This is a genomic window from Mycolicibacter sinensis, from assembly GCF_001673565.1.
Taxonomy (GTDB): domain Bacteria; phylum Actinomycetota; class Actinomycetes; order Mycobacteriales; family Mycobacteriaceae; genus Mycobacterium; species Mycobacterium sinense_C.
This window is the reverse complement of record NZ_LZMF01000088.1, coordinates 19,869-33,190: the sequence shown is the minus strand read 5'-3', so window position 1 is coordinate 33,190 and position 13,322 is coordinate 19,869. Positions and strand designations below refer to the sequence as shown.

The window sequence follows — 13,322 nt, the reverse complement described above, 5'->3', positions numbered from 1 at the left end:
AACAGGCCTAACCACTAACCTGGAGTGTCAAGGATCAACCGAAGACGATCCGTCAAGCATCACCCGAAGTCCAACAGGGGCGCAGGCAGCCGATGCGATGCGCAATGGCGCTCTGGCGCGTGACATTGTGTCGCAGACCGGCAAAGATACCGGGAAACCGGGAAAGGTAGGCCAATGAGCCACGAACGTACGATCATCCTCTACACCGCCTTCATGATCGCGCTGGTGGTGGCGTCCGCCGTGATCATCGCGTGGGTCGCCTGACCGATTCACCCGTCGAATACCGTCATCCTCGATGACTGATTCCGGCCTCGTCTTGTTCAGTGTCACCGATCGGGTGGCGCTGATCACCGTCAATGATCCCGACCGCCGCAACGCGGTCACCGGCACGATGTCGGCGCAGTTGCGGACTGCGGTGGAGCGCGCCGAAGCCGACCCGAACGTGCATGCGGTGATCGTCACCGGCGCGGGCCGGGCCTTCTGCGCCGGCGCCGACCTCTCGGCCCTCGGTGCCGCCACCGAAGACGGGCTGTTGGCGCTGTACGACGGTTTCATGGCGGTCGCGCAGTGCGCGCTGCCGACGATCGCCGCGGTCAACGGCGCCGCGGTGGGCGCCGGGCTGAACCTGGCGTTGGCGGCCGACGTGCGGATCGCCGGCCCGGCAGCCCTGTTCGACACCCGGTTCCAGCAGCTGGGCCTGCACCCCGGCGGGGGCGCCACCTGGATGCTGCACCGGGCGGTGGGGCCCCAGGTGGCGCGGGCCGCGCTGCTGTTCGGCATGCGTTTCGACGCCGAGGCCGCGGTGCACCACGGGTTGGCGCTGCAGGTCGCCGACGACCCGGTCGCCGCGGCGATGGCACTGGCGGCCGGGCCCGCGTCGGCACCGCGAGACGTCGTGTTGGCCACCAAGGCCACGATGCGGACCACCGCGAGCCCCGGCGCGGTCGAGGGCGAGCAGCACGAGTTCGCCAAGCGCACCGAGCTGGGCCCGCAGGCGGCGACGGTCGAGTCACCGGAGTTCGCCGCCCGGCTGGCCGCAGCACAGCGCAGATAGCCCGGCGGGCTACAGATCCACCAGCGCGGTATCGGGATGTTCGATCAGATCGCGTAGCGCACAAAGGAATTCGGCGACCTGCGCGCCGTCGGCGATGCGGTGGTCGAACGCACACGTCAATGTCATCTGCGGACGCACGACGACAGCCTCGCCCAGGGCCACCGGGCGCGGTTTCAGCGAACCCATGCCCAGGATGGCCGCCTCCGGGTAGTTGATCACCGGCACCCCGTCGTCGAGGCCCAAGGCGCCGAAGTTGGAGACGGTGAACGTCGAACCCTGCAGCTCGGCGGGCTGCAGGCTGCCGGCCCGGGCGTCGGCGACGAGCCGGGCCACGCAGTCGGCGAGCTCACGCGTGGTCTTGCGATGCGCGTCGAAGACCACCGGCACCAGCAGGCCGCGCGGGGCGGCCACCCCGACACCGAGGTGTACACCGCGATGGGTACGGACCCGCGGTCCCTCCGGTGCGTCGACCCAGGTCGCGTTGAGCACCGGGTGTCGCATCAAGGCGATGACCAGCAGCCGCAGCGTCAGCACGAACGGCGTGATCGCCGCACCGCCCGCGCTGTCGGCAAGGCGATCCCGCAGCTGCAGCAGGTTGGTGCAGTCCACCTGCACACTGCCATGCGCGTCGGGAATCCGGCTGCGCGACAGCATCATCCGTTCGGCCATGGCAGCCTGCACCGGGCTCGGTGGACGCAACTCGTCGCCCGACCGATCGCCGGCGGCCACGCGCACACCGTCGGTGGTGATCACACCGCTCGGGCCCGGTGCTACACCGCCCAGATCAACACCCAGCTCGGCGGCGAGCTTGCGGGCGGCCGGCTTGGCCTTGGGGCGCCCGGAGGTGGCGCAGGCGCGGCGGCTGGTGTCGAAGGCGTCGTCGGCGCCGTAGCCCACCAGCACCGGCGTGCGCCCGGCTACGGCAGTATCGGACGGTGCGACCGCCGTGCCGGCGTCGATGCGCACCAGCGGCGCCCCGACCGCGAGCACAGCGCCTTGCGGGCCGCCGAGCTCGACGATGCGACCGGCGTACGGGCTGGGGATCTCGACTTCGGCTTTGGCGGTCTCGACCGTGCACAGCACCTGGTTGAGCTCCACCTGGTCACCGACGGCGACGTTCCAGCTGGTCACCGTCACCTCTTGCAGACCCTCCCCGAGGTCGGGGACCGCGAAGGTGTTCGGCTCGGCGCTCATGGCACCACTCTCCCCCGAAAGCGGGAGGTGCCCCCACCTCGTCGTTGGCGCTCCGCATCGTCGCGGCGCGGGCTCACGGCAGCTCCAGGACCCGTTGCACGCTGTCGAGCAGCCGGTCGGGGCCCGGCAACCAGAGCCGTTCCAGCCGGGCCGGCGGATAGGGGGTGTCGAATCCGGTGACGCGCAATACCGGCGCCTCCAGTTCGTAGAACAACTCCTCTTGGATGCGCGCGGCCAGTTCGGCGCCGTAGCCGAGGTTTCGTGGGCCCTCGTGCAGCACCACACACCGCCCGGTGCGGCGCACGGATTCGGTGACGGCGTCGAAGTCGAGCGGCACCAGGGAACGCAGGTCGACCACCTCCAGGCTCCAACCATGCTCTTGGGCAGCGATGTCGGCTGCCGACAGCGCGGTGGCCACCCCGCCGCCGTAGGTCAGCACCGTGACGTCGGTGCCTGACCGGCGCACCGCGGCGCATCCGATGCCCGGCGCCGGGTGCTCGGTGTCGACGGCTCCGCGCGCCCAGTACTGCCGCTTCGGCTCAAGGAACATCACCGGGTCGGGCGTGGCGATGGCGTGCCGCAGCAGCCAGTAGGCATCCGACGGATCGGCGGGGACCACCACCTTGAGCCCGGCAGTGTGCGCCCAATAAGTTTCGGTGGATTCCGAATGATGTTCGGCCGCACCGATTCCGCCGAACGATGGGATACGCACGGTGACCGGCATCGAAACCTCACCGCGGGTGCGGGTCCGGTACTTCGCCAGGTGGCTGACCATCTGGTCCAGCGCCGGGTAGCTGAACCCGTCGAACTGGATCTCCGGGACCGGGACGAAGCCGCGCACCGCCAGCCCGATGGCGATGCCGATGACCGCGGACTCGGCCAGCGGTGTGTCGAAACAGCGTTGCTCCCCGAAGGTTTCGGCCAGTCCCTCGGTCACCCGGAACACTCCGCCCTGCACGCCGACGTCGGTGCCGAACACCAGCACCCGAGGATCGGCGTCCATCGCGTCACGCAGCGCCCGGTTGAGTGCGGCCACCATGGTCAGCTCTTCGATGCGCGTACTTGCGCCGGTGACCGGCGCCGGTGCCGGCGAGCGGGTCGGCGGTTCGAGGATCTGGGTCATCAGCGCTCCCTGGCCAGCTCGGTGCGCAGTGCGCGGCGTTGCTGCTGCAGTTCCGGGGTGATGTCGGCGTACACGGAGGTGAACACCTGGTCGACGTCGAAATCGGACGCACCGACCGTGGCGTCGCGCAGCTCGGTGCTCAGCCGCTGCGCCCGGGCCGTGACCCGGTCCTCGAGGCGCTGCGACCAGACGCCGGTGTTGCGCAAATAGCTGCGGTAGCGCGGGATCGGGTCGAGGGCAGTCCACCGCTCGAGTTCGGCGTTGCTGCGGTAGCGCGTCGGATCGTCGGAGGTGGTGTGCGGGCCGAGCCGGTAGGTGACGGCCTCGATCAGGCTCGGCCCGCCGCCGGTCCGGGCCCGCTCGGCCGCTTCGGCCATCACCGCGTAGCAGGCCAGCACATCGTTGCCGTCGACCCGGATCCCGGGCATTCCGTAGCCGATCGCCTTGTGCGCCAGCGACGGCGCGGCGGTCTGCCGGTGCAGCGGCACTGAGATCGCCCACTGGTTGTTCTGCACGTAGAACACGCACGGGGCGGTGAACACCGCGGCGAAGTTCAGCGCTTCGTGGACGTCGCCCTCGCTGGTGGCGCCGTCACCGACGAATGCGACCGTGACCGAATCCTCGCCCAGGCGTTGGGCGCCCATCGCCGCGCCCACCGCGTGCAGCGCCTGAGTTCCGATCGGAATCGAGATCGGTGCACAGCATTTCGCGGTGAAATCCAACCCGCCGTTCCAGGTTCCGCGCCAGGCGGCCGCCAGGCTCCAGGCCGGGATGCCGCGGGCGATGAACACCCCCAGCTCACGGTACTGCGGGAACAGCCAGTCGGTTTTGCGCAGGCAGGCGGCGGCTCCGACCTGGGCTGCCTCCTGGCCGCGGCAGGAGGCGTACAACGCCAGCTCCCCCTGGCGCTGCAGGTTGATCAGCTCGGTGTCGAACTCGCGGGTGAGCACCATCAACTCGTAAAGCCAGCACAGGGTTTCCTCGGGCAGATCCCGGCCGTAGCGATCCTCGTCGGTCGGCGCGCCGTCCGGCCGCACGAGCTGCACGGGTTCGAGGGCGACCTCGGGACCGGTAATTCCTGGCAGCTGGCCCATGCGAGCCTCCTTGTGACGCTGATCTCATTATGCCCCCGCCCCGGGGCCACCCGGCTGATCTCGAGCGGTCGACCGAACGTGTCGCGCAGGGATCAGCGTGGCCGCCGGTAGGGCTTCAGGTAGGCCGGCAGCGGGATGTCCGGGTCGAGGTCGCCGGCCGGCTCGGGAGATCCGGCGGTCATCGCCAGCGGCACTACGCCGGCCCAGTGCGGCAGGGTGAGGTCTTCGGGGTCGTCGACCGGGCCGCCGGTGCGCACCTTGGCGGAGACCTCGACCAATTCCAGTGCCAGCACGGCGGTCATGGCCAACTCGCGGTCATTGGGCGGTCTGCTGTCGGCGGCGCGGCCGGACACCGCATGGTCGGTCAGGGCTGCCAGCGCGTCGAGCTTTTCGTCGCGGTCGGTGACCAGACGGGCGGCGCCCAAGACGACCACCGAGCGGTACGCGAGCGAGTGATGCATTGCCGAGCGGGCAAACACCAGGCCGTCGACAAGGGTGACGGTCACGCAGACCGGCAGACCCTCCGGCGTTTTCGCCGCCGCCAGCATGGGCCCGCTGCCGCTGGAGCCATGCAGGTACAGGACGTCGCCGCGGCGGGCGTGGGTGGTCGGCAGCACCACCGGGGAGCCCGCGTTGAGGTAGCCGAGGTGACAGATCAGGCTCTCGTCCAGGATGCGATGCACGGTCGTGCGGTCATAGCGGGCCCGCTCCCGGTACCGGGTGGGGGTGGTGCGCGGCGTGGATGAATACGTCCCCGGCATCACACTGCCTTTCTCATTGTATTAGTGCATACTGTGCATTGTGGCCGTACAATATTCTATCGGCGGTGACGGCGCGGAGTCGATAGCCGCCAGCATCGAACAGGGCATCTCCGAGGGCGCCGTCCCGCCCGGTGCCGTGCTCCCCCCGATCCGCGGCCTGGCCGCCCGGCTCTCGGTGAACCCCAACACCGTCGCCGCCGCCTACCGTCTGCTGCGCGACCGCGGGGCCGTCGAAACCGCTGGGCGGCGCGGCACTCGGGTGCGCGACCGGCCGGCGACCACGCCACGCTCGCTGCGCGGGTTGACGATTCCGGCCGGTGTGCGTGACCTGTCCACCGGAAACCCGAACCCGGCGCTGCTGCCGATCGCCATTGCTCGGCTCTCGACGCCCACCGCTGTCGTGCTGTACGGACAGCCGCCCATCACACCGGCGCTGGCCGACCACGCGCGGACCACGCTGGCCGCCGACGGGGTGGCATCCGAACACCTCGCGGTGACATCAGGCGCCCTGGACGCGATCGAGCGGGTGCTGGCAGTGCACCTGCGCCCCGGGGACCGCGTCGCCGTCGAAGATCCCGGCTGGTCCAACCTGCTCGACCTGCTCGGCGCGCTGGGATTGACTCCCGAACCGGTCGGCGTCGACGACGACGGACCACTGGTCGCCGACCTGACCCGGGCACTGCGCCACCGAGTACGGGCGGTGGTGGTGACCAGCCGCGCCCAAAACCCCACCGGCGCAGCGCTTTCAGAACAGCGCGCCAACGCGTTACGCAGGCTGCTCGCCGAAACCGACAACGATGTGCTGCTCGTCGAAGATGATCACTGTGCCGGCATGGCCGGGGTCGCGCTGCATCCGCTGGCCGGGGTGTCGCGGCACTGGGCGTTCGTGCGTTCGACGGCCAAGGCCTACGGCCCGGATCTACGGTTGGCAGTACTCGCCGGGGACCGCCGCACCGTCGAGCGGGTGCACGGTCGGCAGCGACTCGGGCCGGGCTGGGTCAGCCACCTGCTGCAGGACGTCGCCGTGAACATGTGGCGCGATACGGCGGCGACTCGACTGGTGGCCGACGCCGAATCCAGCTACACCGACCGGCGCACCCGACTGTGCGCGGCGCTGGCCGAGCGCGGCATCACCGCCCATGGCCGCTCCGGCCTCAACGTCTGGATACCGGTGCCCGACGAGACGGCGGCGATAACCCGGTTGCTCACCGCGGGCTACGCCGCCGCGCCGGGGAGCCGGTTCCGGATCGGTAGCTCACCGGGAATCCGCGTCACCATCGCCGATCTGGCGCGCACCGAGATCGAACCGCTGGCCGACGCCATAGCCGAGGCGGCAACCGGTACCGGACGCGCGAGCGTGTGACGTCGCGCTACCCCGTCACCGCGAAGATGCCGTGCGCCCCGTTCTCGGCGTGCCGCATGTCGTGATCCATAAACGGGTAGTGGCCCGGTTCGGGGAAGCTCAGCTCGACGAAACCGCCTTGGGCGGGCGCCAGATCCAGGACCTGTGATCCGCCCGCCGGGTTCGACGGCGTCTCGGGCCTCAGCAGCCACGCCCCCTCCTTGTAGACGGTGTCGAACTGCGTCCCGACGATGTGGAACGCGATCGCGTCACCCGGTCCGGCGTTGACCACCCAGACCCGCACTCGCTCGCCGGTGCGCGCCGGCAGCGGGGCGTGCATGTACTGGGCCGCGGTGCCGTTGAACATCCAGCCGTCGGGCTGTCCGGCGCGGATCGCCGTGGTCTTGGCGTCGGCATCCGGGGCACCGGCGTAAAGCTGCGCGCCGACCAGCGCATACTCGCGGTCCACGGCCGGCAGTCCGGGCGGGTCGATGATCACCGCGCCGTACATGCCGTTGGCGATGTGCAGCGTCATCGGCGGCGTGCTGCAGTGATACAGCCAGGCGCCGGCCCGGCGCGCGGTGAACCGGTAGACCAGCCGCTCCCCCGGCTCCAGGGTGCGCATCGGCTGGTCGGGTGCGAGCGCCCCGGCATGAAAGTCGATGCCGTGGCCCATCGACGCGTCGTTGATCAAAGTGATCTCGAAGACGTCCCCGACGCGGCCGTGCAGCGTGGGGGCCGGCTCGACACCGCCGAACGTCCAGCGGATCTCGCGGCGCCCGGGCGCGACCTCCAGCTCACGGTCCACGGCGCGCAGTTCCACCCGGTGCAGGCCGGGCGTGGCCGGAGCCAGCACCGCGTCATACGGCCTCCAGCCCGGCGAGGGGTCAGCGGACAGGTTCAGCGTGGCCGGCGCCGGCAGTCCCGAGTCCTGGCGGCCGCCCGGATGTTCGTGCCGTGGTGCGCCACCGATGGCGCGGATCGTCATCGTCATCCCGGCGGCGCGGTGGCCCGCGATATCGCACCACGCTTCCCGATCTTGGTTCACCACACCGAGATCCAGCACGGCGGACTGCCCCCGGCTCAGCCGGGGCGTGTGCTCGCCGGTGTCGACCCGCACGTCGTGCGGCAGTCCGTCGATGTTGGTGACCCGCAGCACCAGGTGCGTTCCGGCCGGCACGTCGATGACGTCCGGGGAGAAGCGCATGTTGTTGGAGGTGACCTCGACGGTGCGGACCGGACCGGCGACGCCGGTGGCACCCGACGGCGCCGGGTTGCCCATCCCCAGGCCCAGCGCCACCGCGACCCCGACCGCTGCGGCCAGGGCGACCGCGCCGGTCACCGCACCCGAATGCGGCTTGATCTTGTCGACATCGATGGGCCCGCGCAGCGCCACCGGCAGCGCGAGCCGCAGGGCCATCAGCAGAAAACTGCCGACCGCAACCGCGGCCAGTACCCAGCCGATCAGCGGCACCGGACCGTGCCAGGGCCCGGCGACCAGCGGCACGGCGACGTTGATCGCACCCACCCGGACCTGCCAGCCCTGATCCAGATAGGCGATGACGGCCTTGCGGATCGGCGGCCCGTTGGCCACCAGGATCGGCAGCAGCTGGCTCAGCGCACCCAGCAGGATCTGGGCGACGAAGCCCACCGCCAGCAGCGGCAGCAGGGTGTGCTCCACGAACGCGGGCAACACCTCGACGGAGCGGGCCGCGAGCAGGGCGATCACCTCGATCACGACGGCCACTCCGAGCCAGCCGGCCGCGCCGACCAGCATCCAGGCCGCGGGACCGGTGAAGCTTCGTCCCGGCCACAGCCCGGCGATGGCCAGCCCGACGCCGAGGGCGTACCCCAGTAACCCGGCCGCCGCCAGCCACCAGCTGCCGGCGAGCAGGCCCACGGTGGCGACGGCCAAGCCCGTCGTCAGGGTCGGCAGCGCACGACGGGCCATCGCGAAGCTGCGGGGGGTGATCTTCTCCCGGATCGTGGTGGGCCACAAGGTGAAAAGCGTGCCGACGACGGTCAGCCCGATCCAGCCGTAGAGCATCACGTGCACGTGGGTCGTCCACAACCGCGCATACCACCGGGCGACGCCGAAGGCCATTGCTGCGCCGGTTGCCGATCCGGCCAGCAGGGCCACGATGGCGGCCAGATAAAAGCCGACGAGGTAGTCGAAGCGCGCCGAGAGCGCGGACTTCTTCATCGCGATCAACTCGGCGCCGTGGGCGACCGCCACCAGCGCCACGATGGCACCGCCGATGCCGGTCAGCGACTCGGCGCTCCAGGCGACACCGGCCAGTGCCGCGATGACCCCGACATTGAGCAGTGCCAGCTTGACCACGAGATGCCAGTGCGGCGGGTCGGGAACCCGGCACAGCGTCGTGGTGAAGTGTCCCGACCAGATCACGATCGCGTTGGTGGCGGCGCCGAGCAGCAGCGCGTGCACCGGCAGCCAGATCGGGTGCGCAAGGGCGTTGTGCCCGATCAGCAGCGCCACCGAGACGGCCAGCCAGGCCAGCACCACGATGTTGGCGCCCAGGAACACCGGTCCCCGCGGTCCGCCGCGCCGGCGGATCTTGACGGCCGGCGGCTGGGAGGACGGCAGTCCCAACTGGATCATGACCGCCAGGCTACGGTGAGCGCGTCACCAGGAGAAAGTGCCCTTTGACATCGATAGCATCGATCGCCATCGGTTTTCTCCCGGGCGACGTCAGCCGGATCGTCCGGTGGTGACCACCAGGCGGCCGGTGGTCTGCCGGGCAGCCATGCGTTGCAACGCATCCGGCAGGTCAGCCCAGGCGACCTCGGCGCCGACGACGGTACGGATCTTGCCGGTGCGCAGCATCTCCAGGATCTTGGCGTGGGCGTCCAGTCCCTCGGAGCGGGCCGGCCAGTTGAAGCCCAGGGTGCGCCGGATCGCCACCGGGTCGTTGACGTAGACCAGGCATACCCCGCAGACGTCGAAGTTGCTGTAGGCGATCGGCCGCGGCGAGAGGTAGTCGCCGTCTTCCAGGGCGATGTCCTGGGCGAAACCGGCCATCAGGTACCGCCCGTTCAAGCCCATGCAGCGGAACGTCTGCACTGCCACGTCGCCGCCGACCGCGTCGAACGCGACGTCGACGCCGCGGCCGTAGGTCAACTCAACGACCTGCTCAGCCCAGTCGTCATTGCGGTAGTTGATCGCATGGTCGGCGCCGAGTTCCTTGCAGAATTCCAGCTTCTCCTCGCTCCCGGCGGTGGCGATCACCCGGGCGCCCAACGCTTTACCGAGCACCAACGCGCCGGATCCGGTGCCGCCGGCGGCGGCGTGGACCAGCAGGGTCTCCCCCGGCTGCAGTCGTCCCCGTTCCCGCAGCGCGAACCACCCCAGGTGGAACGGGTAGTGCAGGGCGGCACCGTCGACGTCGCTGACCCAGTCCGGCAGATCCAGCGCGGTCGCCGCGTCGACGATCGCATACGAGGCGTACCCCCCGAAGGCCATCACCGGGATACCGACGATGCGCCGGCCGATGAGGTGTTCGGCTCCCTGGCCCGCGCTTTCCACCACTCCGACCGTCTCCATGCCGGGCACGAACGGCGGCTGCAGCGGCAGGGTGGTGTAGCGGCCCTGGATGATGTCGATGTCGTTGAAGTTGAGGCAGAACGCATCGACGGCGACCCGGATCTCGCCGGGGCCGGGCGCCCGCACCTCGACGGTCTGACGGGCCAGCACTTTGGCCGGGTCACCGAGTTCGGTGGCGACCCAGGCGTCGGCGGCGATCGGTTGATTCATGATTTCTCCAATGGTTCGGTGACGAAGCGGTTTCGGTAGTCGCGCAGGCGGTCGGCGATCTCGTCTGCGTCCAGTCCCAGATCAGCCGGGCGGTAGTCCACCGCGCCGTAGCGACCGCGGGGGTGGTCGATACGGAACTGCGTCATCGCCTCTCGAGCCCGGGTATCGAGCGGCTGGCCCGCGAGCTCATAGATCGCAGCGACGGTGCCGTCCTCATCGGCCATGAAGTCGTCGAACCGCACGTCGATGGACTGGCCCGCGGGCAACACATCGCGGTCCCGGAGGCACCCGGTGAGAAGGTCGTCGGCCCGGTCGAGCCAGTACCGCGAGATCTTGACCGGATCGGGACGGTCACAGCCCATCCGCATCGCGTAGCTGATCATGGTGGCCATCGACCGGGTCACCTCGACCGGATCCCGGTGGGTGACAACGAAGATGGCGTCGGGGAAGGTGGCATACAGCGCGGGGAACTGTTCGAGATGCTGCGGCGATTTGAGTACCCAGCGCTGTGGACCGCGCAGCCATTGCAGCGCCTGCAAGGTGCGTTTCAGGTAGGCATACGACGCTGTTTGGTCATGCGTCTTGTAATGCCGCGCGAAGGCCGGTAGGTAGTAGCTGCATTCGAAGAGCATCCCGGAAATGTCGTTGGCCAGCAGCTGGATCTCTTCGTGCGCATGGTCGACGGTCATGTCGTGCATGCGCTTGAACTCGGGCATCGACGTGTTGATCAGATCCAGGCCGACGGCGCAGCGGTCACGTCTGGCCTGCGGATCCGGCTCGCCCGGGGTGGCAACCGGCTCCATGCTCTCCCAGTAGGGCAGATAACGCAGTGCCGGGTCGGCGGCGATCAGGTTGTGCAAGTGGGTGGTTCCGGTACGCGGCAGCCCGCAGATGATGATCGGGCGCTCGATCGCTACGTTCTCGATCTCGGGGTTCGCCGTGATCAGTTGCTCCAGCCGCAGCCGGTTGACCAGGTGGCCGGTCAGTTGCTCGAACGCCATCGCCCGCCCGACCCCGGACAGGTCGGCGTCGTCGATCAGCGACGCGCACAACACGTCGAGGCGTTCCCGAAAACCGTTGTCGCCCCAGTCGTCCAGGCCCGTTCGCTCGGTTGCGGCCTGCAGCATCGCCTCCGGCGTCAGCTGCAGCGCGGCGCCGTAACCGGCCAGCCCGTCACGCATCGGCGCGGCGGCATCCGGGAAAACCGGGGCGGCCAGGTCCTCGAGCCGGATCGCGGCTGGACGTGCTGTCGAGGCGCTCACGAGGCCAGCTCTGCGACGTCGACGACCCGGCAGCTCAGCGGCTCCGGCGTTTTCTCCGGCAGGAACCAGCGCAACCAGATCAAGCCCTTCGACCGGCCGGCCGTCGACACCCAGTTCGGATGCCCGGGATCGGTCTCGCTGATGACGATCTGCCAGGACCCGTCGGGTGCGTAGGTGACGTGCGCGCCGTTGATCGTGACCCGCTCGCGGGTGTAATCGTAGGTGTGCAGGAACGGATTCCACAGGCACAGGTTCCAGAACACACACTCCGGCGAGGTGCCATCGATGACCAGCGCCTGGCCCGGTTGCAGTTCGTAAGCCCCCATCGAATAGGCGGCGTCGCCGGCCGCCCAGCCCACGGTGCGGCTCGGCACGGGGTAGGGCTCCTGCAGCACGTTGGCCGGCAGCCGCACCGGCGCCATGGCGGCCTGCTCACGAATCCAGGTCCGTGCCGCGCGCATCCGCCGGCTCAGGTCGGCCCGGCTGTCGGGGCGTCGCGGCGTGTCATCAAGCGCCTCGATCTTCCACTGGACCCGCCGGTCGGTTCCGGGGTCGGTGAGGTAATCGCGGGTCAGGATGAACACGGCGTCGGGCTCCAGCTTGAGCCGATGTCCTTGCTGTTCCTGGGCGCTGATGACGAACTCGAAGTTACCGTCGACGTCGCAGCCCAGGTCACGATCGTTGATCGTGTCGATGATGCGGTCGCTATAGCGGCCGTCATCGGGGCCGCCGTAGACGGTCATGGACAGATAGACCGCGTCGCCGCGGTTGCCGGTAACCCGGTAGCTGCGGCTCGGGTCGATCGGCGCCAGCTGGTAGAAGGCATCCGAATTGTCGCCGCCCCACTTGAGGTAGGGACCGATCACGTCGACCAGGATCGGCTTGTCCGCATCGCCCCAGATGTACGCCTCAGAGGCGACGCGCAGCAGGCTCAACGCCCATCGGTAGCCGTCGAGGACGTCGGCTTCCTCCAGCGGCGGATCGGCGTTCAGCAGACGCTGCTCGACGGCACGGACCTCGTCGAGCAACTCGCCGAACGCGTCCGACAACTCATCACTCATCCCGGTTCTCCTTTTGTCGAATTCCCTGTAGCAGCAAGGCGCACAGCCGCTCGGCGGCGGCGTCCACGGTGTCAGTGGCCAAGACTTGGGCAATGTAAAAACTGGTGCCCACCAGTGCGTCATACGCGATCTCGATATCGACGCCCGCGTCGACCACGCCTTGGTCGATGCCGGCGCGGACCAGCGCGGCGAACGCGGTGCGGGTGGTCTCGTCGAGCAGCTCTTGAGTGCGGATGAATAGTTCCGGGTCGCGGTGCCGATCGGCCAAAATGCCCAGCGCCGCGGCGGCCACCTCCGGTGAGCGCCAGAACTCGAACACGCCGGCGACGAATTGACGCAGGTCGGCTTCGAAGTCGCCCGAGCTGGCCAGCACGTCACCGACTTCGGCGGCCCCGAAGACCGCGTCGAACACCAGATGGGTCTTCGACGGCCAGCGCCGGTAGACGGTGGGGCGGCTGACGTCTGCCTCGCGGGCGATCGCCTCGATGGAGACCTGGTCGTAGCCGTCGCGGGCCAGCAGCCGGCGGGTGGCCTCGGTGATGGCCTGCTCGGTGCGCGGATCGCGCGGACGTCCGCGACCGGCCGGGGCCGAGTCCGGGCCCGCCGTCACTGTCGCATCCGCTGTCGGCGACTCACGCCCTAAACAATTACATTACGTA

General features: G+C 69.5%; 11 protein-coding genes. 2 read left to right on the top strand and 9 right to left on the bottom strand.

Going from position 1 to position 13,322, the window contains the following annotated elements; genetic code table 11:
• The first annotated feature begins 295 nt into the window (after positions 1-295).
• On the top strand, positions 296-1,054 hold the full coding sequence (locus A5648_RS13790; protein WP_065025087.1) for an enoyl-CoA hydratase: 759 nt from the start codon (positions 296-298) through the stop codon (positions 1,052-1,054).
• Positions 1,055-1,063: 9 nt separating this feature from the next.
• On the opposite strand, the gene A5648_RS13785 is transcribed toward A5648_RS13790, so the two are convergent.
• The 4 genes from A5648_RS13785 to A5648_RS13770 form a co-directional block, all read right to left on the bottom strand.
• Entirely contained in the window at positions 1,064-2,248 is a 1,185-nt protein-coding gene (locus A5648_RS13785) for a dihydrolipoamide acetyltransferase family protein (RefSeq protein WP_065025086.1), read from the bottom strand.
• A 73-nt stretch (positions 2,249-2,321) separates the two neighbouring features.
• On the bottom strand, positions 2,322-3,371 hold the full coding sequence (locus tag A5648_RS13780; RefSeq protein WP_065025085.1) for an alpha-ketoacid dehydrogenase subunit beta: 1,050 nt from the start codon (positions 3,369-3,371) through the stop codon (positions 2,322-2,324).
• The gene (gene pdhA / locus A5648_RS13775; RefSeq protein ID WP_065025084.1) at positions 3,371-4,465 is read right to left on the bottom strand and encodes a pyruvate dehydrogenase (acetyl-transferring) E1 component subunit alpha; all 1,095 of its coding nucleotides are present in this window, start codon (positions 4,463-4,465) and stop codon (positions 3,371-3,373) included. The genes A5648_RS13780 and pdhA overlap by 1 nt, the downstream gene beginning before the upstream one ends.
• Positions 4,466-4,557: 92 nt before the next feature.
• The gene (locus A5648_RS13770) at positions 4,558-5,226 is read right to left on the bottom strand and encodes a pyridoxamine 5'-phosphate oxidase family protein (protein WP_065025083.1); all 669 of its coding nucleotides are present in this window, start codon (positions 5,224-5,226) and stop codon (positions 4,558-4,560) included.
• Between the two features lie 40 nt (positions 5,227-5,266).
• Between A5648_RS13770 and A5648_RS13765 the strand changes: the two genes are divergently transcribed.
• Positions 5,267-6,589, top strand: coding sequence for an aminotransferase class I/II-fold pyridoxal phosphate-dependent enzyme (locus tag A5648_RS13765; protein WP_065025082.1), 1,323 nt, complete (start codon positions 5,267-5,269; stop codon positions 6,587-6,589).
• A 7-nt stretch (positions 6,590-6,596) separates the two neighbouring features.
• On the opposite strand, the gene A5648_RS13760 is transcribed toward A5648_RS13765, so the two are convergent.
• From A5648_RS13760 to A5648_RS13740, 5 genes are all read right to left on the bottom strand, one after another.
• Positions 6,597-9,188, bottom strand: coding sequence for a multicopper oxidase domain-containing protein (locus A5648_RS13760; RefSeq protein ID WP_082966489.1), 2,592 nt, complete (start codon positions 9,186-9,188; stop codon positions 6,597-6,599).
• A 90-nt stretch (positions 9,189-9,278) separates the two neighbouring features.
• Positions 9,279-10,340 carry an NADPH:quinone oxidoreductase family protein gene (locus A5648_RS13755; protein WP_065025081.1) on the bottom strand — a complete coding sequence of 354 codons (1,062 nt, stop codon included), beginning with the start codon at positions 10,338-10,340 and terminating at the stop codon, positions 9,279-9,281.
• Positions 10,337-11,602 carry a sulfotransferase family protein gene (locus tag A5648_RS13750; RefSeq protein ID WP_065025080.1) on the bottom strand — a complete coding sequence of 422 codons (1,266 nt, stop codon included), beginning with the start codon at positions 11,600-11,602 and terminating at the stop codon, positions 10,337-10,339. Before A5648_RS13750 ends, A5648_RS13755 begins: the two co-directional genes overlap by 4 nt.
• Entirely contained in the window at positions 11,599-12,663 is a 1,065-nt protein-coding gene (locus tag A5648_RS13745; RefSeq protein ID WP_065025079.1) for a DUF1214 domain-containing protein, read from the bottom strand. Before A5648_RS13745 ends, A5648_RS13750 begins: the two co-directional genes overlap by 4 nt.
• Positions 12,656-13,273: a TetR/AcrR family transcriptional regulator gene (locus tag A5648_RS13740; protein ID WP_065025078.1), complete on the bottom strand. Its 618-nt coding sequence runs from the start codon at positions 13,271-13,273 to the stop codon at positions 12,656-12,658. Before A5648_RS13740 ends, A5648_RS13745 begins: the two co-directional genes overlap by 8 nt.
• Between the last annotated feature and the right edge of the window lie 49 nt (positions 13,274-13,322).

What these genes read in the sequence shown, in the direction of transcription:
- A5648_RS13790 (WP_065025087.1), top strand. Translation starts at nt 296, where the DNA reads ATGACTGATTCCGGCCTCGTCTTGTTCAGTGTCACCGATCGGGTGGCG.
- A5648_RS13785 (WP_065025086.1), bottom strand. Translation starts at nt 2,248, where the DNA reads ATGAGCGCCGAGCCGAACACCTTCGCGGTCCCCGACCTCGGGGAGGGT.
- A5648_RS13780 (WP_065025085.1), bottom strand. Translation starts at nt 3,371, where the DNA reads ATGACCCAGATCCTCGAACCGCCGACCCGCTCGCCGGCACCGGCGCCG.
- pdhA (WP_065025084.1), bottom strand. Translation starts at nt 4,465, where the DNA reads ATGGGCCAGCTGCCAGGAATTACCGGTCCCGAGGTCGCCCTCGAACCC.
- A5648_RS13770 (WP_065025083.1), bottom strand. Translation starts at nt 5,226, where the DNA reads ATGCCGGGGACGTATTCATCCACGCCGCGCACCACCCCCACCCGGTAC.
- A5648_RS13760 (WP_082966489.1), bottom strand. Translation starts at nt 9,188, where the DNA reads ATGATCCAGTTGGGACTGCCGTCCTCCCAGCCGCCGGCCGTCAAGATC.
- A5648_RS13755 (WP_065025081.1), bottom strand. Translation starts at nt 10,340, where the DNA reads ATGAATCAACCGATCGCCGCCGACGCCTGGGTCGCCACCGAACTCGGT.
- A5648_RS13745 (WP_065025079.1), bottom strand. Translation starts at nt 12,663, where the DNA reads ATGAGTGATGAGTTGTCGGACGCGTTCGGCGAGTTGCTCGACGAGGTC.